This is a genomic window from Streptomyces sp. BoleA5, from assembly GCF_000373665.1.
Classification (GTDB): domain Bacteria; phylum Actinomycetota; class Actinomycetes; order Streptomycetales; family Streptomycetaceae; genus Actinacidiphila.
In genome coordinates, this window is the sequence record NZ_KB892102.1 from 326,052 (window position 1) to 346,818 (window position 20,767).

The 20,767-nt window shown below is 73.2% G+C and carries 19 protein-coding genes; 9 read left to right on the plus strand and 10 right to left on the minus strand.

Annotated features, from left to right (window positions below):
• Positions 1-204 precede the first annotated feature (204 nt).
• Complete coding sequence (locus B085_RS0118120; RefSeq protein WP_018559987.1) at positions 205-1,542, plus strand: hypothetical protein; 1,338 nt, start codon at positions 205-207, stop codon at positions 1,540-1,542.
• A gap of 104 nt (positions 1,543-1,646) precedes the next feature.
• On the opposite strand, the gene B085_RS0118125 is transcribed toward B085_RS0118120, so the two are convergent.
• Entirely contained in the window at positions 1,647-2,921 is a 1,275-nt protein-coding gene (locus B085_RS0118125; RefSeq protein WP_026251164.1) for an ABC transporter substrate-binding protein, read from the minus strand.
• Positions 2,922-3,081: 160 nt separating this feature from the next.
• Here B085_RS0118125 and B085_RS0118130 point away from each other — a divergent pair, with 160 nt between their 5' ends.
• Positions 3,082-3,528: an SCO4402 family protein gene (locus B085_RS0118130; RefSeq protein WP_018559989.1), complete on the plus strand. Its 447-nt coding sequence runs from the start codon at positions 3,082-3,084 to the stop codon at positions 3,526-3,528.
• A 120-nt stretch (positions 3,529-3,648) separates the two neighbouring features.
• Positions 3,649-4,521, plus strand: a complete 873-nt coding sequence (gene purU / locus B085_RS0118135; RefSeq protein ID WP_018559990.1) for a formyltetrahydrofolate deformylase — start codon at positions 3,649-3,651, stop codon at positions 4,519-4,521.
• A 30-nt stretch (positions 4,522-4,551) separates the two neighbouring features.
• Here the strand turns inward: purU and B085_RS0118140 are convergent, their stop codons facing one another.
• Entirely contained in the window at positions 4,552-5,427 is an 876-nt protein-coding gene (locus tag B085_RS0118140) for an alpha/beta fold hydrolase (protein ID WP_018559991.1), read from the minus strand.
• A gap of 447 nt (positions 5,428-5,874) precedes the next feature.
• The gene (locus tag B085_RS0118145) at positions 5,875-6,567 is read right to left on the minus strand and encodes a metal-dependent transcriptional regulator (RefSeq protein WP_018559992.1); all 693 of its coding nucleotides are present in this window, start codon (positions 6,565-6,567) and stop codon (positions 5,875-5,877) included.
• Between the two features lie 111 nt (positions 6,568-6,678).
• On the opposite strand from B085_RS0118145, the gene B085_RS0118150 reads away from it, so the two are divergent.
• On the plus strand, positions 6,679-7,428 hold the full coding sequence (locus tag B085_RS0118150; RefSeq protein WP_018559993.1) for an SIS domain-containing protein: 750 nt from the start codon (positions 6,679-6,681) through the stop codon (positions 7,426-7,428).
• Between the two features lie 8 nt (positions 7,429-7,436).
• Here B085_RS0118150 and B085_RS0118155 read toward each other — a convergent pair whose 3' ends face one another.
• A complete protein-coding gene (locus B085_RS0118155) occupies positions 7,437-8,753 on the minus strand; it encodes a PAS domain-containing protein (protein WP_018559994.1) in 1,317 nt (438 codons plus the stop codon).
• A 395-nt stretch (positions 8,754-9,148) separates the two neighbouring features.
• Positions 9,149-9,772 (minus strand): pyridoxamine 5'-phosphate oxidase, encoded by a 624-nt coding sequence (gene pdxH / locus B085_RS0118160; RefSeq protein ID WP_037731923.1) that lies wholly within the window; start codon positions 9,770-9,772, stop codon positions 9,149-9,151.
• A 285-nt stretch (positions 9,773-10,057) separates the two neighbouring features.
• Here pdxH and B085_RS0118165 point away from each other — a divergent pair, with 285 nt between their 5' ends.
• Together B085_RS0118165 and thpR are read left to right on the plus strand one after the other, a co-directional pair.
• The gene (locus B085_RS0118165; RefSeq protein ID WP_026251166.1) at positions 10,058-11,158 is read left to right on the plus strand and encodes a citrate synthase 2; all 1,101 of its coding nucleotides are present in this window, start codon (positions 10,058-10,060) and stop codon (positions 11,156-11,158) included.
• A gap of 24 nt (positions 11,159-11,182) precedes the next feature.
• Positions 11,183-11,752, plus strand: a complete 570-nt coding sequence (thpR, locus tag B085_RS0118170; RefSeq protein ID WP_018559997.1) for an RNA 2',3'-cyclic phosphodiesterase — start codon at positions 11,183-11,185, stop codon at positions 11,750-11,752.
• A gap of 153 nt (positions 11,753-11,905) precedes the next feature.
• Here the strand turns inward: thpR and B085_RS0118180 are convergent, their stop codons facing one another.
• The 3 genes from B085_RS0118180 to B085_RS0118190 form a co-directional block, all read right to left on the minus strand.
• Positions 11,906-12,325, minus strand: coding sequence for a CBS domain-containing protein (locus B085_RS0118180; protein ID WP_018559999.1), 420 nt, complete (start codon positions 12,323-12,325; stop codon positions 11,906-11,908).
• 68 nt (positions 12,326-12,393) lie between these two features.
• Positions 12,394-13,389, minus strand: coding sequence for an aldo/keto reductase (locus B085_RS0118185; protein ID WP_018560000.1), 996 nt, complete (start codon positions 13,387-13,389; stop codon positions 12,394-12,396).
• 34 nt (positions 13,390-13,423) lie between these two features.
• Positions 13,424-14,116, minus strand: coding sequence for a GDSL-type esterase/lipase family protein (locus tag B085_RS0118190; protein WP_018560001.1), 693 nt, complete (start codon positions 14,114-14,116; stop codon positions 13,424-13,426).
• A 242-nt stretch (positions 14,117-14,358) separates the two neighbouring features.
• On the opposite strand from B085_RS0118190, the gene B085_RS0118195 reads away from it, so the two are divergent.
• Together B085_RS0118195 and B085_RS0118200 are read left to right on the plus strand one after the other, a co-directional pair.
• The gene (locus tag B085_RS0118195; RefSeq protein WP_018560002.1) at positions 14,359-14,964 is read left to right on the plus strand and encodes a DsbA family protein; all 606 of its coding nucleotides are present in this window, start codon (positions 14,359-14,361) and stop codon (positions 14,962-14,964) included.
• A gap of 25 nt (positions 14,965-14,989) precedes the next feature.
• On the plus strand, positions 14,990-16,006 hold the full coding sequence (locus B085_RS0118200) for a hypothetical protein (protein WP_018560003.1): 1,017 nt from the start codon (positions 14,990-14,992) through the stop codon (positions 16,004-16,006).
• 75 nt (positions 16,007-16,081) lie between these two features.
• On the opposite strand, the gene serC is transcribed toward B085_RS0118200, so the two are convergent.
• On the minus strand, positions 16,082-17,200 hold the full coding sequence (serC, locus tag B085_RS0118205; protein WP_018560004.1) for a phosphoserine transaminase: 1,119 nt from the start codon (positions 17,198-17,200) through the stop codon (positions 16,082-16,084).
• A gap of 86 nt (positions 17,201-17,286) precedes the next feature.
• On the opposite strand from serC, the gene B085_RS0118210 reads away from it, so the two are divergent.
• Positions 17,287-20,058: an FAD-binding and (Fe-S)-binding domain-containing protein gene (locus tag B085_RS0118210; RefSeq protein ID WP_018560005.1), complete on the plus strand. Its 2,772-nt coding sequence runs from the start codon at positions 17,287-17,289 to the stop codon at positions 20,056-20,058.
• A 28-nt stretch (positions 20,059-20,086) separates the two neighbouring features.
• Here the strand turns inward: B085_RS0118210 and B085_RS0118215 are convergent, their stop codons facing one another.
• Positions 20,087-20,665 carry a Uma2 family endonuclease gene (locus B085_RS0118215; protein WP_018560006.1) on the minus strand — a complete coding sequence of 193 codons (579 nt, stop codon included), beginning with the start codon at positions 20,663-20,665 and terminating at the stop codon, positions 20,087-20,089.
• Between the last annotated feature and the right edge of the window lie 102 nt (positions 20,666-20,767).

The window sequence follows — 20,767 nt, forward strand, 5'->3', positions numbered from 1 at the left end:
GGCACGGGGGGACGGGGGCGTCGCGGGCCCCCGTCCGCCGAATCGTTACAGGAACGACATCAACCCAGCGCCAGGGGCACCCTGTTCCACGGCAGGGGGCACCCCGGACCCCGTGGGACCGACCGCGGCGTGGTGGCGTCCCGAGCAGACCCGGTAGCGTGAGCCGACGATTCCGTAGCGACGGAGAAGGCAGAGGTACCGGTGATGCACGGCGGACGCGGTGACGAGGCGTATCCGGAGGTGCACGAGGGCGTGGTGCTGCCCGCGGACGGGGGCATACCCGGCCCGGGAGCGACCGCGGCATGGGGTGCGGGCCCCGCGGCCGGGCAGCCGTGGGGCGAACAGCCCCAGGCGTACAACCCCCCGCAGCAGTCCCTCCCGGACACCGACGCGACACAGCTCTTCCCGCCGTACCCGCAGGCCCGGCCGCCCATGCCGGCCCACGAGCCGCAGCAGCCCCCGGCGCCCCAGTTCCAGCCCTGCCCTACGGCGGACGCCACTCAGGTCCTCCCGCCGTACCCGACGCCCGAGGCCGCGTACGGCATGCGCCCGGGCGATGCGGACGCCACCCAGCACCTGCCGCGCTTCGAGGACGCGCAGGCCCCGCAGCCGGCCCCCGGCTACGGCTACCCGCACGCGCCCCAGGGCCACCAGGGCCACGACGCGACACCCGCGGCGCAGCAGCCCCACGACGACTTCGGGCACCTGTACCGCCAGGACGGCCCGCCCCCGCAGCAGCAGCCCGGCTACGGCGCTGCCCCGGACTACGCACGGCCCGGCTACAGCGCTGCACCGGACTACGCACAGCCCGGCTACAGCGCTGCACCGGACTACGCACAGCCCGCCTACGGGCAGCCGGGCCACGCGCCGCAGCCGTCCTACGGCTACGACGAGCCCGTACCGAACCGCCGCAAGCTCACTCCGGCCGCGCTGATCGGCATCGTCGTCGGAGGATGCGCCGTCGCGGGTCTCCTGGCGGGTGCACTGATGAGCGGCGGAGACGACGACCCGGCCGCGGCCCAGTCCCCGGCGCCCTCGACGAGTACCTCCGCCCCGGCCTCCTCCGGTGGAGGCGGTCAGGACGCTGCGGAGAAGCAGGCCAAGGGCCTGGAGGCGCTGCTCAAGACGAGCGGCAGCAACCGCTCCTCGGTGATCAGCGCGGTCGAGAGCATCAAGGGCTGCCGCAATCTGGACGGGGCGGCCGCCGACCTGCGGGCCGCAGCTCAGCAGCGCAACGACCTGATGACCCGGCTGAAGTCGCTGCCGGTGGACGAGCTCGCCAACCACCAGGCCCTCACCGACGCCCTCAACAAGGCGTGGACGGCCTCCGCGGCGGCCGACAACCACTACGCGGCCTGGGCCGACCAGCTCAAGGGCAGCAAGAAGCTCTGCCGTCACGGCCAGGCCCGCCACACCAACCAGTACGCGGCCGGCAACACCCAGAGCGGCACCGCCTCGCAGGCAAAGTCGAGCGCGGCCGCGCTGTGGAACCCCATCGCCAAGAAGTACGGGCTGACGCAGCACCAGGGCAGTCAGCTCTGAGGCGGACTCCCCCGGAGGCACCGGGGCGTTCCACGGCCACGGCCTACGGTGCCTCCGCCCGCTCCGCGGACTGCCCGCGCCCGTGAGGGCCCGGGCGCCCCTCATCAGCCCGGGGCGTCCTCCAGGGTCTCCCTGACGTCCACGAAGCCCTTGCGGGCGGCGACGAGTCGGCCGTTCTCCACCTTCTGGAAGGTGACCCAGCCGTTGACCAGGCGCGGCTGTTCGATGACGGCGGCGGCGTCCTGCTCCCGCCAGCCGAGCGCGGGCGTGAGGCCGTCGGTGGAGACGTCGTGCGCCGCGTCCAGCGCCTGCTTCAGCGTCGGGGCCGTGATCGCCTGGTCCTTGCCCATCTTCTGGATGACAGCGGTGAGGGCGGTGTAGGCGATCCACGTCGTCTGCACGCCCGGGTCGTTCGGGTCGATGTCGTTGTCGCCGAAGGCGTACCTATTGATCGTGTTCCGCATCAGCGCCCAGCGGGAGTCGGAGGCCGGCGGGTACCAGCCGGTGATGTAGGCGCCCTCCAACGGGCTGTTGCCGCCGCCGGTGCTGTCGAGGGTGGACTGCTGGACGCTGCCGAGGACGGAGGCGATCTGCGCCTTGGGACCCTCCTCGCCGCCGGTCACCGGGTCGGTGGTGGTCGTGCGGCGGAAGGCGTCGAAGAAGGTGGCGGTCTTGTCGCCGAGCGCGGCGCTCACGCAGTCGCCGGGCTTGTTCGCGCCGATCGCCTGCCGGGAGACGGTGTTGTAGTCGGTGGCGTCCTCGGCGGCGCGCAGGTCGGTGGCACTGGTGCGGCCCGCGTCGCGCAGACCGGCGTCCAGGAAGCGCGCGAAGATGTCGCCCGCGGCGGTGTCGGGGCGTACGAGGCTCACCTTGTCGCACTTGCCCGCCAGTTGACGGCCGGCACCGGCCATCAGCGCGGGCAGCCCTCCGTTGACGGGGTAGGAGAGCGGGCTCTCGAACTCGTCCTGGGTGATGCCGTAGCCGCCGAGGTACGGGATGCCCTCGGCCTCGAGCGTGGAGGTGAAGGCGGCGCCGTACTGGCTGTAGGAGCCGACGACGGCGACCGCGCCCTCGTCGGCGGCCCGCTGGGCGCAGTCGCCGGCGCCGAGCGAGTTGTTGTGGTCGTTGCAGGTGATGACCTTGAGCTCCCGGCCGCCGATTCCGCCGCGGGCGTTGACGTACTTGGCGTAGGTCTTGGCCATGCCCGGCATGCCCGGCATGTTGGTCGCGCTGGTGTTCTGCGGCGCCCACGTCATGACCACGATCGGGCCCGTGGTGCCGTCGGTCCCCCCGGGCAGCGTGCCGCACCCTGCCAGCAGTACGACTCCGGCCATCGCGGACACGAAGGGAACAGCTCTGCGTGTACGGCAATCAGTCATGGAACGGGAAGATTCCGCGCTTCCCGTAACGCAGGGGTGAACGCCGGGGAACGCAGGGTCACCATCGGGTGAACAGAATGTGTGGAGTGGGAAGCACGTACGATCGTGCACTGTGCAGAGTACGGAGAAGTCTTCCCGCCGCGGCACCCGCTCCTCCACGATGGGGGGCATGCCGCTCAACGACATGCCCTGGTGGCGCTGGCGCGCGAACGTGCGTTCCGCGCTGCACATGATCAGCGACCCGGTGTTCCAGCGTGAGGTCTGGCTCGCGGGGCAGCCGGGCTACGGCGACGTGACCGACGCCGTCTACCGCCTGGTGGAGGACACCTGGCTGGACAACTGGTCCGCGGAGAAGTACGTCGGCACCGTCTTCCGGGACTCCCAGGAGGCGGCCCTGGTCGACGTGGCCGTGCTGCGGGTGCTGAAGATACTGCACCAGGTGGGTGCGGACGCCCCCGTCTCGGCCTACCTGGAGCATCACGCGTGGCCCGAGGCCGTGCGGGCCGCCCGGGAGGCCCACGTGCGGCTGGCGTCCGGGGACGGCGAGGACCCGGACACGCCGCCGCGCTCACTGGAAATCCTCAAGATCTACACACGTACGGCCTGAGCCGTCCGCCCTGCCGCTCCCGCCGCGGCGCAGGCGGGGGCGCCACCTGCGACGACACCAGGGGCGCCCGGCTGGCGGACGGCTTGGGACGCCACGGCCGCTTTGTGCGACCCTAGCCCCGTGAACGCCGCCGACGAGTCGCAGCCGCAGCAGTACATCCTCACCCTGTCGTGCCCCGACAAGGCGGGCATCGTGCACGCCGTGTCGAGCTACCTCTTCATGACCGGATGCAACATCGAGGACAGCCAGCAGTTCGGCGACCACGACACGGGGCTGTTCTTCATGCGGGTGCACTTCTCGGCGGGCCACCCGGTCACCGCCGACAAGCTGCGCGCCAGCTTCGCGGCCGTCGCCGACGCCTACCGCATGGACTGGCAGATCACGCCCTCCGCCGAGCGGATGCGCATCATCCTCATGGTCAGCAAGTTCGGGCACTGCCTGAACGACCTGCTGTTCCGCACCAGCATCGGCGCGCTGCCGGTGGAGATCGCCGCCGTGGTCTCCAACCACACCGACTTCGCGGAGCTCGCGAGCTCCTACGACGTCCCCTTCCACCACATCCCGGTGACGAAGGAGAACAAGACCGAGGCAGAGGCGGAACTGCTCTCCCTGGTGGAGAAGGAGAACGTCCAACTGGTCGTTCTCGCCCGCTACATGCAGGTCCTGTCGGACCACCTCTGCAAGGAGCTGTCCGGCCGGATCATCAACATCCACCACTCCTTCCTGCCCAGCTTCAAGGGCGCCCGGCCCTACCACCAGGCCCACGCCCGCGGGGTGAAGCTGATCGGCGCGACGGCGCACTACGTCACCGCCGACCTCGACGAGGGCCCGATCATCGAGCAGGAGGTCGAGCGGGTGGGTCACGAGGTCAACCCGGAGCAACTGGTCGCCATCGGCCGCGACGTGGAGTGCCAGGCCCTGGCCCGCGCCGTGAAGTGGCACAGCGAGCACCGCGTCCTGCTCAACGGCCGCCGCACGGTCGTCTTCGCCTGACGCCCGGCGGGCTTGCCGGCGCGGCGGGGTTCAGGCCTGGCACACCGGCAGGCCCGCGACGTCCGCCAGGAAGGTCTCGACCGCCGCGTACCAGGCCTCGGGCTGGTCCCAGGGGACGAGGTGGCCGGCGTCGGGGATCTCCGCGTACGAGCCCCGGGGCAGCACCCGCACCATCTCCTGGGCCTCGGCGCGGCCCAGCTCGCCGTCCCAGCCCCGCACGACGAGCGCGGGACAGGACACCTGGGCCAGCTCGTCCCAGTGGGCGTCGTGGATCCAGGACTCCCGGGAGCGCAGCATGTGCCGCCGCTCGAACACCGGGCGCCAGCCGTCGGCGTGCTCCTCCATCACCTCGGCGAAGAACTCCCCGCGGGCCGGGCGGGAGCCCTCCAGCCACGGATCCTCCTCGCCGAACCACCGGCGCACCGCGTCGGGGCCGGAGAACGGCAGCGGCCAGGCCCCGAACCAGTCCTCCCAGTGGCGCTGGCTGGCCTCCCCGAGGGCCACCGCCCGCATGTCGCACAGGACCACGCCCCGTACCAGCGACGGCCGGCGCGCGGCGAGCTGCCAGGCCGTGAGGGCGCCCATGGAGTGCCCCACGACGGTGACCGGGGCGAGCGCCAGCTGTTCGACGACAGCGGCGGCGTCGGCCACATATGCGTCCCGCGTGTAGGGCCCCTCGGGCTTGGCGCTGCGTCCGTGGCCGCGCTGGTCCAGGGCCACCACGCGATGGCGGGCGGCGAGCCTGCGGGCGGTGCCGGCCCACTGGGAGGCCCGTCCCATCAGGCCGTGCAGCAGCAGGACGGCGGGCCGCGGCGCCTCCTCGGGAACCGCCGCGGGCCCTTCGGCGTACTCCCACGCCGTGAGCGGGAGGCCGCCCGCTCCGGTGACTTCGACGCGCCTGGCCATGTGCCGCACCCCCTGGTACGTGACGTTCAGACCCCCACGCTATCGAAATCCTGTTCGATTCGCGTCTTCACGCGCGCAACACCGCTCTTTCGAGTGACAACGCTCAAGGATTGCCGGAGCGCGCCGAGGGGAGGACTTCAGCGGGACGCGGTCCGGCGGGGAAGACGGGCAGCGGGGAGCCACCCGGACAGCTCGGGGATCCGGGTGGGCTCCACGGGGACCCAGGGGAGGGGACGGGGGGATCGGGGGAGGAAGGGACTCCGGCGCAAGGGGAGGCGCCGGGGTCCCTCGGACAACGGAGACGGCACCGGCACCGCCCTTGGGCACGCCGCGACCAGCGGCGACCAGGCCGATCCGCGACGCGACACGGTACGACGCAACGCAACGCAGTACGACGCGACGCGACGCCGCGAAGATCCTTGAGACCGGCCGACCTTCCGGCCGGCCCTACCGCTTGGCGACGAACACGTGCGACGCGGTCTCCGTGCTCAGCTCCGCCGCCTCGCCGCCGCTGCCGACCAGCACACCGCCCGCCGACGGGGTCACCGACACCACCGCGCCCGGCTGCACACCGGCCCGCCGCAGCGTGTACATCAGCTGGGCGTCCGTCTGGATCGGCTCGCCGATCCGCCGCACGACCACGCTCGCACCCGCCTGGCCCGTCTCCAGGTCGATCAGGCTGACCATGCCCTCGTCCAGGAACGGGTCCGCGCCGTCCTTCTCGCCCAGCTCCTCAAGGCCCGGGATCGGGTTGCCGTAGGGCGACTCCGTGGGGTGCCGCAGCAGTTCCAGGACGCGGCGCTCGACCGCCTCGCTCATCACGTGCTCCCACCGGCACGCCTCGGCGTGCACGTGCTCCCACTCCAGCCCGATGACGTCGACCAGGAGGCACTCGGCCAGCCGGTGCTTGCGCATCACGCGCGTCGCGATCCGCCGGCCCTCGGAGGTCAGCTCCAGATGCCGGTCGCCCGCGACGTGCACCAGCCCGTCCCGCTCCATGCGCGCGACGGTCTGACTGACCGTCGGTCCGCTTTGGTCGAGCCGTTCGGCGATTCGGGCGCGCATGGGGACCACACCCTCCTCCTCCAGCTCAAGGATGGTGCGGAGATACATCTCCGTCGTGTCGATCAGTCCGGACATGCGTGCCCCTCGATGGCTCGTACGTGGCCCTGGACTCAATTCTGACGCATGCGACCGACAACCGGGGCCCTGTGGTTGACAGGCGGACGCCGCGGCAGCACGGTTCTCGGCATGACCGATCTGGCCGCCACATATTTCGATGCCGCCATCGCACTGCTCAGGCGCGTGAGGGACGAGGAGTCCGCGGGGATCGAGGCGGCCGCGGCCGCGCTCGCGGACACCGTGGCGGCCGGGGGGCGGGTGTTCGCCTACGGCGCCGGGCACTCCTCGCTCCCCGCCCAGGACGTCGTCTACCGCGCGGGCGGCCTCGCCCTGGTGAACCTGCTGGCCGTGCCCGGCGCGGTCGGCGTGGACGTCGTCCCCGCCACGCTCGGCAGCGCGCTCGAACAGGTCGGCGGCCTGGCCCGGGTCGTGCTGCGCAGCTCCCCCGCGCGGGCGGGCGACCTCCTGGTGATCATCTCCCTCTCCGGCCGCAACCCCCTCCCCGTGGAGATGGCGCAGGAGGCCAAGGCGCTCGGGATGACGGTGATCGGCGTCACGTCGGTGGCGTACGCCAAGGAGACGCACTCCCGGCACGCGAGCGGCACCTTCCTGAAGGACCACTGCGACGTCGTCGTCGACAGCAAGATCGCGCCGGGCGACGCGGAGCTGTCCGTACCGGGTATCCCGGCGCCCTTCGGCCCGGCCTCCACCGTGGTGACGAGCGCGCTGATGCAGGCCGTCGTGGCGACGGCCGCGGCGGACCTGGCGGAGCGCGGCGTCACCCCGCCCATGCTGCGCTCGGGCAACGTCGACGGCGGCCACGAGTGGAACGCGAGGGTCTTCGAGGAGTACGCGGACCGGATCTTCTACCGCCGCTGAGCCCTCGGTCAGGCCCGCGGCGCCAGGTCGAGGCAGGCCGCCACCCGCAGCGCGACGTCCTCGGCGAAGGCCGCGTCGGACCGGTCGAAGGGACGCCGGCCCGCGCCGCGCAGGAAGGTGAGGACGCCGAGCGTGCGGCCGCGGCTGCGGAGCACGGCGCACAGTCCGTGGACGGTGCCGTCGGGCCAGCGCCGGGCGGCGGCCCAGCTGTCGACCTGGGCCCGGGACGCGGGCTCGGCGGCCGCCGCCCCGAAGCCGGCCCGGACGGAGCCGGTGCGGGCGACCGCCTGCAGGGCCGGGTGCCCCTCCCCGTACCGCACCGGGATGCCGCCCGACACCGGCAGGCAGGGCCCCGCCCCGCCGGAGGGCGTGGCGGCGGCCCGGACGAGGCGCGCGCCGTCGGGCGCCAGCACGTCGAGCAGCGCGTGCTCGGCGAACCCGGCGAGGGAGAAGTCCATGTAGCAGGTGGCCGCCTCCAGGGGCTCCTCGCACTCGGCGACGGCCAGCGCCGCCCGGTGGAGCTGGTTGCTGCGGAAGCGCAGCCGCGCCGCCTCCCGCTCGGCGACCTTGGTGTCGGTGACGTCGTGGAAGAGCCACCCGACGCCGAGCGGCACCGGCTCCTCCCCCAGCGGCGAGCCGAGCCGCACGAAACCGCTGCGCCAGCAGCAGCGGGTGCCCTCGTCCGTCCGCAGACCCACCCACAACTCGCTGGGCGCGGGCGGCGCGCCCTCGGCGAGCACGTGCTGCAGGGCGCTCTCCAGCTCCTCGACGCCCTGGTCGAGGAAGTCGCCCAGCGGCCGCCCGAGCGGCGCGTCCCGGCTGGTGCGCAGCGCCCGGGCGGCGTACGCGTTGACGACGACGGGACGCAGGTCGGCGTCGACGAGGACGACCCCGCACGGCGCGTCGTCGAAGAGGGCCTCGCTGAGGGCTATCGAGCGCTCCAGGTCGATCTGGGCGTGCACCTCGGAGAACGCGCAGTAGACCCCCGCGGGGCGCCCGTCGGAGCCGTGCACGGCGGCGGACTGGGTCCGCACCAGCACCCGGCGGCCGTCCTTGGTCAGCAGCGCGAACTCGTGAACCTGGCGGCCGTCCGCGGCCATGGCCCCCAGCAGCCGTTCGCGCACCTCGTCGGCGTCGGCGGTGCGCGCGGCCCAGCCGGCGAATCCGCGCCGGCCGACGGCCTCCTCCGCCGTCCAGCCCAGGATGCGGGCGGCCTCGGAGTTCCAGTGCGTGATCACTCCGTCGCGGTCCAGGGCACAGAGTCCGGCCTCCATGCCGTCGAGGAGCGCGGCGAGCAGCTGCGGCGTCGCATCAAATGACTGCACGTCTGGACATTCAACCCCTGTGTGACCGGCGACACAGGAACTTCACGAAATTGGGTGGCCGGGGCGCCGTGGTGCGAGGGGCGAAAAAAACCACTTGTCGTCCGGCGGAACGTTTCTTAGGGTTGCGAGCACACATGAAGGGAGGTGGTCCGGAGAATGAGTTCCCATCGGACGCGTGAGGTGACTGCGGGCTGACGCCTGCGCTCCTCGCCTGCGCGCGATGTGCGTAGCGGGCCAATTCCATCGCAGTCACCCGACCCGCGGGCTCGTCGGATTCGTCCGGCCGATGCCCGGACGGTTCGCCGTCCGGGAAGCAGCCCGCGGGTCGTCTGCGTTCTCATCCGCCGACGCCCCTGCGCGCCTCACCCGCCGGCGCCCGACCCCGGGCCCGCCCGTCAGGGTGACAGGCGCCGCACCGTCCAGCCGCCCTCCGAGGCCGTGTACACCAGCCGGTCGTGCAGCCGGTTCTCCCGCCCCTGCCAGAACTCCACGCTGCGCGCGACCACCCGGAAGCCTCCCCAGTGGGGCGGCACGGGCACGTCGGTGCCCTCGGGGTAGCGGGCGGCCAGCTCCTCGTAGCGGCGCTCCAGCTCCTCCCGTGCGCCCACCACCGAGGACTGCTCGCTCGCCCAGGCGCCGATCCGCGAGCCGTGCGGCCGGGTGCGGAAGTACGCCTCGGTCTCCTCACGGGAGACGCGCTCGGCGGCGCCCGCCACGATCACCTGGCGTGCGATCGGGTGCCAGGGGAAGAGCAGCGAGGCGTGGGGCCGCTCGGTGAGCTCTCGGCCCTTCCTCGACCCGTAGTTGGTGAAGAAGACGAAACCGCGGTGGTCGTAGCTCTTCAGCAGGACCGTCCGCGAGCTCGGCAGCCCGTCGGCCCCCGCGGTGGAGACCACCATGGCGTTGGGCTCGTCGACGCGGGCGTTGACGGCGTCGGCGAACCAGCGCGCGAACTGCGTGTACGGGTCGCCGGCCAGCTCGGCCTCGGTCAGTCCGTGGGCGCGGTACTGCTTGCGCATGGCGGCGGGGTCGTGGTGGCTGTGCTGCACCCGCACATCTTGCAGCACGGCGGCGGCACCGTGTGCCGAACGGTGCGCCGGACGCCGCGTGGGAGGCCCGCCGCACCATGTGCCGGACCTCACGCTTCACGTCACCTGCCGGAGGGGACAGACTTACAGGCCGGGTACCTGTGCCCTCTCGACATCGGGGGATATCGTGCGGGGCACCCAGTGCCGACCCCCATGCCCCACCCCGTGTGCCACAAGCACCACTCGATCGTCGACCGCATCAAGAGGAGCCGCCTGATGTCCGACTTCGTACCCGGACTCGAGGGAGTCGTCGCCTTCGAGACGGAGATCGCCGAACCCGACAAGGAAGGCGGCGCCCTGCGCTACCGCGGGGTGGACATCGAGGACCTGGTGGGCCACGTCTCCTTCGGGAACGTGTGGGGCCTGCTGGTCGACGGTGCCTTCAACCCCGGCCTCCCGCCCGCCGAGCCCTTCCCGATCCCCGTGCACTCCGGCGACATCCGCGTCGACGTCCAGTCGGCGCTGGCGATGCTCGCGCCGGTGTGGGGTCTGCAGCCGCTGCTGGACATCGACGCCGAGCAGGCCCGCGAGGACCTGGCGCGCGCGGCCGTGATGGCGCTGTCGTACGTGGCGCAGTCGGCGCGCGGCCAGGGCCTGCCGATGGTGCCGCAGCGGGAGATCGACAAGGCGCAGTCGGTGGTCGAGCGCTTCATGATCCGCTGGCGCGGCGAGCCCGACCCGAAGCACGTCGCGGCCGTCGACGCCTACTGGACCTCCGCAGCCGAGCACGGCATGAACGCGTCCACCTTCACCGCCCGGGTGATCGCCTCCACCGGTGCCGACGTGGCCGCCGCGCTGTCCGGCGCGGTCGGCGCCATGTCCGGCCCGCTCCACGGCGGCGCGCCCTCGCGCGTGCTGGGCATGATCGAGGAGATCGAGCGCACCGGCGACGCCGAGGCGTACGTGAAGCAGGCCCTGGACAAGGGCGAGCGCCTGATGGGCTTCGGCCACCGCGTCTACCGGGCCGAGGACCCGCGGGCGAGGGTGCTGCGCCGCACGGCCAGGGAGCTGGGCGCCCCCCGCTACGAGATCGCGGAGGCGCTGGAGAAGGCCGCCCTGGAGGAACTGCACTCCCGCCGCCCGGACCGCGTCCTGGCGACCAACGTGGAGTTCTGGGCCGCGATCATCCTGGACTTCGCCGAGGTCCCGGCCCACATGTTCACCTCGATGTTCAGCTGCGCCCGCACCGCGGGCTGGTCGGCGCACATCCTGGAGCAGAAGCGCACCGGCCGCCTGGTGCGCCCGTCGGCCCGCTACGTCGGCCCGGGCTCCCGCGACCCGCGCGAGGTCGAGGGCTACGCGGACATCGCACACTAGTCCGGTGCGGTGCACCCTGGGGGCATGAGGCTGTTCGTGGCCGTCGTACCCCCCGGGTCCGCCCTCGCCGAACTGGGGGGCGCTGTGGACGCGCTCCGCGACCTGCCGGGCGCGGACGGGCTGCGGTGGACGGACCGTGCCGGGTGGCACGTGACGCTGGCGTTCCTGGGCGAGGTGGACGAGGGCCTGCTGCCGGTCCTGGTCGAACGACTGGAGCGGGCGGCGCGCCGCCACCCGCCCTGCCGGATCTCGCTGACCGGCGGCGGCCGCTTCGGGGACCGCACGCTGTGGGCCGGTGTGGACGGCGACGACCTGGGCCGCGCGGCCGCGGCCGCGGAGGCCGCCGCCCGGCGGGCGGGCGTCCGCCACGAGGACGGGCACGGCCGCTTCCACGCCCACCTCACACTCGCCCGGCAGCGCGCCGGGCGCACCAGAGTGGGCCTGCGGCCGTTCACGACCGCCCTCACGCAGTTCGCGGGGACACCGTGGACGGCGGCGGCGGTCTCCCTGGTGCGGAGCCATCCGCCCACACCCGGGGTGCCGGGGGCCCAGCCGCGGTACGAGACGGTGCGGACCTGCCCGCTGGGGCACTGAGGCCGCCCCGTTAACCTCGATGCGTGGACCCGAAGACCCGTACCCGAGTAATGACCGCCGCCCTCGCCCTGCTGGTGGTCGTGGTGATCGTCGGCACGTTCGTGCGCGGCTAGCGGGCCGGGCGACCGGACGGCCGGAGGGGGGCCGGGCGCCTCAGGCGCCGGCGTACACCCTCTCGACGAACTCCGCGACCTGTTCGTCGGTGAGGTGGCGGGCCAGGTCGGCCTCGGTGATGATGCCGATCAGTTTCTTGTCCTCGACGACCGGGAGCCGCTTGATGCGGTGCGACTCCATCTCGGTCAGGACGTCGGAGACGTCGGCGCCGGCGTCGATCCAGCGGGGGGTCCCCTCGCACAGGTCGCCGCAGGTCACCTTGGAGGGGTCGCGTCCGGCGGCGATGCACTTGGTGACGATGTCCCGGTCGGTGATGATGCCGCACATCCGGTCGTTCACGTCGTGGACCGGCAGCGCGCCGACGTTGAGCTCGCGCATCAGCTGCGCGGCCCGGTCGAGAGTCTCGGTCGCCGGTATCGCACGGGCGCCGGGGTGCATGATCTCTTTGGCTGTGGTCATACCCTCATCGTGCGCCCGACCGGGTGAATCTGCGACCGGGCGCACGACGGGGCGGGGACCCCTGACGCCTACCAGGCGAAGGCCTCCGGGGAGGGGCCGGGACCGGGGAAGATCTCGTCCAGCTCGGCGAGCAGTTCCGCGGGCAGTTCCAGTTCCACCGCGCGCAGCGCGGAGTCCAGCTGCTCACGGGTGCGCGGGCCCACGATCGGGCCCGTGACGCCGGGACGGCCCAGCAGCCAGGCCAGGGCGACGTCACCGGGCTGCAGTCCGGCCTTGTCGACCGCGTCCTCGTACCGCTGCACCTGCTCGCGCAGGGCGCTGTCCTTCAGCGAGTCGGCGCTGCGGCCGGAGGTGGAACGGGAGCCGCCGCCCTCGCGCTCCTTGCGCAGTGCGCCGCCCAGCAGGCCGCCATGGAGCGGCGACCAGGGGATGACGCCGAGGCCGTACTCCTGCGCGGCCGGGATGACCTCCATCTCGGCGCGGCGCTCGACCAGGTTGTACAGGCACTGCTCGCTGACCAGACCCAGCGAATGGCGCCTGGCGGCGGCCTCGTTGGCCTTGGCGATGCCCCAGCCGGAGAAGTTGGACGACCCGGCGTAGAGCACCTTGCCCTGCTGCACCAGGACGTCGATCGCCTGCCAGATCTCCTCCCACGGCGTCGCGCGGTCGATGTGGTGGAACTGGTAGACGTCGATGTGGTCGGTGCCCAGGCGCTTCAGGCTCGCCTCGGCGGCACGCCGGATGTTGAGCGCGGAGAGCTTGTCGTCGTTCGGCCAGGGGGCGCCGTCGGCGCCCATGTTGCCGTAGACCTTGGTCGCCAGGACGGTCTTGTCACGGCGGCCGCCGCCCTTGGCGAACCAGCTGCCGATGATCTCCTCGGTGCGGCCCTTGTTCTCGCCCCAGCCGTAGACGTTGGCCGTGTCGAAGAAGTTGAGGCCCGCGTCGAGCGCGGCGTCCATGATGGCGTGGCTGTCGGCCTCGTCCGTCTGCGGGCCGAAGTTCATCGTTCCCAGTACGAGCCGGCTGACCTTGAGTCCTGTGCGTCCGAGCTGTGTGTACTCCATGGGACACCAGCCAAGCCGTTGGAGTGCGCTCGAATCAAGCGGAGTTGCGGGGGTGTCGGTAGGGCGCCCCCAGGCCCCACGCCTGGTACGCGGCGTCGGCGAACGCGGCGGCCAGCCGGTGCTCCCCGGAGGCGTTGGGGTGGGTGCCGTCGTAGGTGTCCCGGGCGATGTCGTACCCGGCCGGGCGGGAGGCCAGCAGCAGCGGCGAAACCGGGGTGTCCAGGTCCGCGACCGCCTTGGCCAGGCGGGTGTTGAACTCCTCGCACTGCGCACCGAATCCGGGGTCCTGATCGCAGCGCGAGTTGGGTATGACCGGCAGCAGCACCGCGGCGACCCGGGGGTTGGCGGCCCGTGCCCGCGCGACGAACAGCCGCACATTGGCCTCGGTCTGCCCGGGGTTGGTGTAGAAACCGAGGTCGATCAGGCCGAGCGACACCAGCAGCACGTCGGGACGGTGCTCCCGCACGGCGCCCTCGATCAGCGGCGCCATGTGCAGCCATCCCTCGCCCCAGCCCGCGAGGTGGCGGCGCGCGGAGAGGGGGAAGTCGGGGTCGGCGTAGTGCTGGGAGACGGCCGTGTCGGCCGCGGGGTCGTACAGCGCGGTCCGCGGGCCGACGATCGCGAAGTCCTCGCCCTCCGTGCCCAGCGACCGAAGGTGCCGCCACATGCGGTAGCGCCAGGTGTGCTCCCCCGCGCTGCCGATGGTCATCGAGTCGCCGACGAACATCCACGCCGTGCGGCGTCCTGGCGTGCGGCGGGGCCCGTCACCGGGGCCGTGGGGAGCACTGGACATGGAGGGGATCCTATGGCCCGGGGGCCCGTCGCAAGGGACCTGACCTCGGGTCCGGCGTTGTCAGGACCGTCACTGCGAAGGACCCGGCACGCACGGCCCGCCGCGGGGATTGGCCCAGTGCCTGCATCCTTGAATGGCCCTGCTGAGCGGGCCGTTCCGTTTCTAGGGTGGCGGGCATGACGCACTCGGTGGACTTCTGGTTCGACCCCATCTGCCCCTTCGCCTGGATCACCTCCCGCTGGATCCTGGAGGTGGAGCGGGAACGCGAACTGCGCCTGCGCTTCCGGGTGATGAGCCTGTCAGTGCTCAACGAGGGCCGCGAGGGCCTTCCCGAGCGCTACGAGCGCCTGCTGAGCACCGGCTGGGGCCCGGTGCGCGTCTGCGTCGCCGCCGCCCGGCACCACGGCGAGCATGTGCTGCGCGAGCTGTACACGGCGCTCGGCACCCGGCTGCACGTGCAGGACCGCCCGGCCTCCGACGAGGTACTGCGCGAGGCGCTGGCGGAGGCGGGCCTGCCGCCGGAGCTGGCCGAGGCCGCGGGCGGCACCGCGTACGACGAGGAGCTGCGCCGGAGCCACCACGAGGGCATGGACCCGGTCGGGGAGGAGGTAGGCACGCCCACGCTGCACGTCGACGGGGCCGCCTTCTTCGGCCCCGTCCTCAGCTCGATCCCGCGCGGCGAGGAGGCGGCGCGGCTCTTCGACGGGGTGCGGGCGCTGGCCGGCCACCCCGCCTTCTTCGAGCTGAAGCGCAGCCGCACCGGCGGCCTCGACTTCGCCTGAGCCGTCGACCTGGCAGGCTTGGCGCATGCGCCCACTGTTCGCCGCGGCCGCGGCCTCCGTCCTCGTCATGGGTCCCCTGGTCGGCACCGCGGCCGCCGACGACGGGGAGTCCGTGGCCTTCACGATGTCGGACCCGCGGATCACCGAGTCGAGCGGCCTGGTCGCCAGCCGTCTCCACAAGGGCGTCTACTGGACGCACAACGACAGCGACGACGGCCCCTACGTCTACGCCGTCGACTCCGCGACGGGCCGGACGGTCGCCACCGTCACCCTGCGCGGCGTGGGCAGCCCGCGCGACGTCGAGGCGATCTCGATGGGCCCGGACGGCGCCCTCTACGTCGGCGACATCGGCGACAACCTCGACGGCTCCTGGCCGCACGTGTGGATCTACCGCTTCCCGGAACCGAAGCGGCTGGCCGACCAGACGGTGACCGCGACGCAGTTCACCGTCACCTACGACAAGGGCCCGCGCAACGCCGAGGCGATGATGGTCGACCCGAAGTCCGGGCGGGTCTACATCGCGAGCAAGAACGAGGACGGCGGCGGCCTCTACGAGGGCCCGGCCAAGCTCTCCGCGAGCGGCACCAACGTCTTCCGGCGCATCGCGGACATCCCGCTGTGGATCACCGACGGTGCCTTCTCCCCGGACGGCAGCCGGCTGGTGCTGCGCGGCTATTTCGGCGCCCTGATGTACCGCTGGTCGGACGGCACGGCCCGCCGGATCGACCAGATGCACGTGCCGCTGCAGCGGCAGGGCGAGTCCGTCGCCTTCACCCCGGACGGCCGGTCCCTGATGTACGGCAGCGAGGGCACCGACAGCGAGGTCTGGCGCTCGCCGCTGAGCGGGGACGACCTGCCGGAGGCCGCCCGCCGGGACGCCCCCTCCTCGCCCGGGTCCCCGGGGAGCTCCTCGGCGGACGCCGCGGGTTCCGGCGCGGACGAGCCCGGTTCGACCCGGCAGTTCGCGCTGGGCGCCGTCACCCTGGCCGCGATCGCCGCGCTGCTGATCGGGGTGCGCCGGCTGCTGCGCCGGGAGCGCTGAGCCGCGCGGGAACGCCGACGGGCGGGGCGGTCGCCCCGCCCGTCGGCGGTGGTGGCCCCGTGGTGGGGCCGGGGATCAGAGCCGCTCGATGACGAAGTCGACGCAGGCGGTGAGGGCCTCGACGTCCGCCGGCTCCACGGCCGGGAACATCGCGACGCGCAGCTGGTTGCGGCCCAGCTTGCGGTACGGCTCGGTGTCGACGACGCCATTGGCGCGCAGCACCTTGGCGATCGCGGCGGCGTCGATGTCGTCGTTGAAGTCGATCGTGCCGACGACCTGCGAGCGCTTGGCCGGGTCGGTGACGAACGGGGTCGCGTGCTTGGAGTCCTCGGCCCAGCCGTAGAGGTTGCGCGAGGAGGCGGCGGTGCGGCCCACCGCCCAGTCGAGGCCGCCCTGGCCGTTGATCCACTCCAGCTGGTCGTTCAGCAGGAACAGGGTGGCGAGCGCGGGGGTGTTGTACGTCTGGTTCTTCTTCGAGTTGTCGATCGCGGTCGGCAGGTCGAAGAAGGCCGGGATGTGCCGGCCGGAGGCGGCGATCCGCTCGGCGCGCTCCAGCGCGGCCGGGGAGAACGCGGCGATCCACAGACCGCCGTCGGCGGCGAAGGACTTCTGCGGGGCGAAGTAGTAGACGTCGGTCTCGGCGATGTCGACCGGCAGGCCGCCCGCGCCGGAGGTGGCGTCGACCAGGACGAGGGCGCCCTCGTCGGCGCCGGCGACGCGCCGCAGCGGCATCGCAACACCGGTGGAGGTCTCGTTGTGGGTGAAGGCGTAGACGTCCACGCCCGCCTCGGCGACGGCCTCGGGGTGCGATCCCGGGTCGGCGGAGATCACGGTCGGCTCGTCCAGCCACGGCGCCAGCTTGGCCGCCTTGGCGAACTTGGAGGAGAACTCGCCGAAGCTGAGGTGCTGCGACTTGCGCTCGACGAGGCCATGGGTGGCGATGTCCCAGAAGGCGGTGGAGCCGCCGTTGCCGAGCACCACCTCGTAGCCCTCGGGGAGCGCGAACAGCTCGCGGATGCCGTCCCGGACCCTGCCGACCAGGTCCTTCACCGGCGCCTGCCGGTGAGAGGTGCCCATCAGCGAGGTGCCGGTCGCGGCCAGCGCGCTGAGCGCCTCGGGCCGCACCTTGGAGGGGCCCGAACCGAATCGTCCGTCGGCGGGCTTGATGTCAGCGGGAATCTGGATCTCGGCCACGTTCGCAGCGTAGTGCGTGACGACCCCGTCACGGGGCTGCGTTCCATCCGGTGAGACATGCGCCGCGGTGGGGCAGGCTGAGGGGCATGGCGGACGATCTGCGGCACGCACTGCGCCGCGACCTGGAGCGGGCCGTACGGGGCGAGGTCTCCTTCGACCCGCAGAGCAGGGCACTGACCACGATGGACGCGTCCAACTACCGGCGCGTCCCGGAGGCCGTGGTCGCGCCGTACGACGCCGAGGACGTGGCCGCGGCGCTCGCCGTGTGCCGGTCGCACGGGGTGCCGGTGGTGCCGCGCGGCGGCGGGACGTCGATCGCCGGGCAGGCCACGGGCACCGGCGTCGTGCTCGACTTCACCCGCCACATGCACCGGATCGTGTCACTCAGCCCCGAGGCGTTGACGGCCCGTGTGCAGCCGGGGGTCGTCCTGGACGATCTGCGGCGCGCCGCCGCCGCGCACGGGCTGACCTTCGGCCCCGATCCGTCCACCCACAGCCGCTGCACCCTCGGCGGGATGATCGGCAACAACGCGTGCGGAGCGCACTCCGTCGCCTGGGGCACCACCGCCGACAACGTCCGGGCCCTGGAGTGCCTCACCTACGGCGGCGAGCCGCTGCGCACCGCCGGGCCGCTCCGCGCCGACCTGCGGGAACTGGTCGACGGCCATCTCGCCCTGCTGCGCACCGGCTACCCCCAGCAGCTCCCCCGGCGCATCTCCGGCTACGCCCTGGACGCGCTGCTCCCCGAACGCGGCCGGGACCTTGCCCGCGCCCTGACCGGCAGCGAGGGCACGCTCGCCGTGATCACGGAGGCCGAGGTCCGCCTGGTGCCCGCGCCCCCGGTGCGTGTGCTGGTCGTCCTCGGCTACCCGGACGAGGGCGCCGCCGCCGACGCCGCGCACGGCCTGCTGCCGTACGGTCCGCTGACGGTGGAGGGCATGGCCGCCGACCTGGTGGGCGGGGAGGCCGCCGAACTGCTGCCCCGCGGCGGCGCGTGGCTCTTCGTCGAGATGCCCGGCACCGGCGAGGCGGAGGCGCTGCGGCGGCTCGCGGACGCGGGCGACTCGGTCGTCGTGACCGACCCCGTCGCGCAGCGCGCGCTGTGGCGCGTCCGCGAGGAGGCCGCCGGGACGGCCACCCGCACGGCCGGGGGCGCGGAGGCCTGGCCGGGCTGGGAGGACTGCGCGGTGCCCCCCTCGCGGCTCGGCGCCTACCTGCGCGACTTCCGCGCGCTGCTGCGCGAGCACGGTCTGCACGGCACCCCCTACGGGCACTTCGGCGACGGCTGCGTCCACGTGCGCATCGACTTCGACCTGCTCGGCGCCGCCGGTGTGGCCCGTTTCCGGCGCTTCTCCGAGGACGTCGCGGACCTGGTCGTCGCCCACGGCGGCTCGCTGTCCGGGGAGCACGGAGACGGGCAGGCCCGCGCGGAGCTGCTGCCCCGGATGTACGGGGAGGAACTCGTCGCCCTCTTCGGCCGGTTCAAGGACGCGCTGGACCCGGCGGGCGGTCTCAACCCCGGCATGCTCGTGCGGCCCGCCCCCCTCGACGGCAACCTGCGCTTCGCGGTCCTGCCGCGCCGGCCGGTCGACGTCGCCTTCGGCTACCCCCAGGACGGCGGCGACTTCTCGGCGGCGGTGCGCCGCTGCGTCGGCGTCGCCAAGTGCCGTGACACGGGCGGGGGCCCGGGGGAAGGCGTCATGTGCCCCTCGTACCGGGCGACGCGCGAGGAGCGGCACTCCACGCGCGGCCGGGCCCGGCTGCTGCACGAGATGCTCGCCGGCGAGGTCGTCACCGGCGGCTGGCGCTCGCCGGAGGTCGCGGACGCCCTCGACCTGTGCCTGTCCTGCAAGGGCTGCCGCACGGACTGCCCGGTCGGCGTCGACATGGCCACCTACAAGGCGGAGTTCCTGCACCACCACTACCGGCGGCGGCCGCGGCCCGCCTCCCACTACCTGATGGGCGGGCTGCCGACCTGGCTGCGCGCGGCGGCCCCGGCGGCCGGGACCGTCAACGCCCTCGCCCGGGTACGGCCCTTGGCGGCTCTGGCCAAGCGGACCGCGGGGGTCGCGCCCGAAAGGGAGCTGCCGCTGCTGGCCGAGGAGTCCTTCGTACGCTGGTGGCGGCGGCAGGAGGAGCAGCCCGCGCCGGGGGCGGGAGCGACCGTGGTGCTGTGGCCGGACACCTTCACCGACCGCTTCTCCCCCGAGGTGGGCCGAGCGGCCGTACGCGTCCTCCGGGCGGCCGGGTTGCGGGCCGTGCTGCCGCCCGGGCGGGTGTGCTGCGGCCTGACCTGGGTCTCGACAGGCCGGCTCGACCGGGCCCGACGGGTGATGCGCCGCACGGTACGGCGGATGGCGCCGGTGGTGGCCGCGGGGCATCCCGTCGTCGTCCTGGAACCGAGCTGCGCGGCGGCGCTCCGCACCGATCTTCCCGAACTCCTCGGCACCGGCGAGGCGGCGGCCCTGGCGGCCTCGGTGCGCACCTTCGCGCAGGTGCTGGAGGAGGCGGCGCCCGGCTGGACGCCGCCCCGCCTCGACCGGGCCGTCACCGGCCAGACCCACTGCCACCAGCACGCCGTCCTCGGTGACGCCGCCGAACGCCGGCTGCGCGCCCGCGCCGGGCTCAACGGCGGGCTGGCCTCCGGCTGTTGCGGCCTGGCTGGGAACTTCGGCTTCGAACGCGGCCACTACGAGGTCTCCGTCGCCTGCGCCGAGGACCGCCTCCTTCCCGCCGTCCGCGCCGCCCGCCCCGGTACGGCCGTCCTGGCGGACGGCTTCTCCTGCCGCACCCAGCTCGCCCAGCTCGCCGGGGTGCGGGCCCGGCACCTGGCGGAGCTGCTGTCCGACGGGCTGTGATCGGCGGGCCGCGAGAAGGTGAGCGGCCTCAGAACTCCGCGGTGTCCAAGTCGAGTCCGAAGGGCTCGGGCAGCCGCAGCGGCGTGCCGAAGGGGTGCGGTCCGTCCACCGACCGGTAACCGAGCTCCCCCGGCTCCGCGTACAGGGTGCAGCTGCGCTCCTGCCGGTCGACGAGCAGGTACAGCGGGGCGCCGTACTCGGCGTAGCGGCGACGTTTGACGCTGCGGTCGGTGTCGCCGTTGGACTCGGAGGTGACCTCCACCACCAGCAGGGTCTGATGGGGGACGAGAGCGTCGGCCTCCGCCACGTCTTCCGGCACGACGGCCAGGTCCGGCACGTACCAGTTGCCACTGCCAGGAAGGTCCAGGTTCCCCGAGCCTGAGAGGCAGCCCATCTTCTGCACGACGGGATCGATCTGCCGACGGATCAGGGCCGCGGCCTTCTCATGCCCCCACGTAGGTGGCACCACTTGCTGGATGACCCCCTCGACGATCTGCACCCGGTCCCCTCCGTGGTGCCGGATCGCGTACTTGAGCGCGGTTTCCGGATCGTCCGGCGCGTACGAGCCGGCGGCCGCCCGAGGCGCCCAGTGGGGCTGTGAGCTCATCGGTCCTCCAGGGGGCTCCGTGCACGCGGCTGACGACACCTCCGATTCTCACGCAACCGCCGCCCATCCGGGTCACCCCGATCGCACATTCACTCGAAACGA

Bases quoted from the DNA above. Each gene is read 5' to 3' on its own strand.
- B085_RS0118140 (WP_018559991.1), bottom strand. From the start codon at position 5,427: ATGGCCAGGCGCGTCGAAGTCACCGGAGCGGGCGGCCTCCCGCTCACG.
- B085_RS0118200 (WP_018560003.1), top strand. From the start codon at position 14,990: ATGCGCCCACTGTTCGCCGCGGCCGCGGCCTCCGTCCTCGTCATGGGT.
- B085_RS0118190 (WP_018560001.1), bottom strand. From the start codon at position 14,116: ATGTTCGTCGGCGACTCGATGACCATCGGCAGCGCGGGGGAGCACACC.
- B085_RS0118125 (WP_026251164.1), bottom strand. From the start codon at position 2,921: ATGACTGATTGCCGTACACGCAGAGCTGTTCCCTTCGTGTCCGCGATG.
- B085_RS0118215 (WP_018560006.1), bottom strand. From the start codon at position 20,665: ATGAGCTCACAGCCCCACTGGGCGCCTCGGGCGGCCGCCGGCTCGTAC.
- pdxH (WP_037731923.1), bottom strand. From the start codon at position 9,772: ATGCGCAAGCAGTACCGCGCCCACGGACTGACCGAGGCCGAGCTGGCC.
- B085_RS0118195 (WP_018560002.1), top strand. From the start codon at position 14,359: ATGACGCACTCGGTGGACTTCTGGTTCGACCCCATCTGCCCCTTCGCC.
- B085_RS0118180 (WP_018559999.1), bottom strand. From the start codon at position 12,325: ATGACCACAGCCAAAGAGATCATGCACCCCGGCGCCCGTGCGATACCG.
- B085_RS0118145 (WP_018559992.1), bottom strand. From the start codon at position 6,567: ATGTCCGGACTGATCGACACGACGGAGATGTATCTCCGCACCATCCTT.
- B085_RS0118165 (WP_026251166.1), top strand. From the start codon at position 10,058: ATGTCCGACTTCGTACCCGGACTCGAGGGAGTCGTCGCCTTCGAGACG.
- B085_RS0118185 (WP_018560000.1), bottom strand. From the start codon at position 13,389: ATGGAGTACACACAGCTCGGACGCACAGGACTCAAGGTCAGCCGGCTC.
- B085_RS0118210 (WP_018560005.1), top strand. From the start codon at position 17,287: ATGGCGGACGATCTGCGGCACGCACTGCGCCGCGACCTGGAGCGGGCC.
- B085_RS0118120 (WP_018559987.1), top strand. From the start codon at position 205: ATGCACGGCGGACGCGGTGACGAGGCGTATCCGGAGGTGCACGAGGGC.
- B085_RS0118150 (WP_018559993.1), top strand. From the start codon at position 6,679: ATGACCGATCTGGCCGCCACATATTTCGATGCCGCCATCGCACTGCTC.
- thpR (WP_018559997.1), top strand. From the start codon at position 11,183: ATGAGGCTGTTCGTGGCCGTCGTACCCCCCGGGTCCGCCCTCGCCGAA.
- B085_RS0118130 (WP_018559989.1), top strand. From the start codon at position 3,082: ATGGGGGGCATGCCGCTCAACGACATGCCCTGGTGGCGCTGGCGCGCG.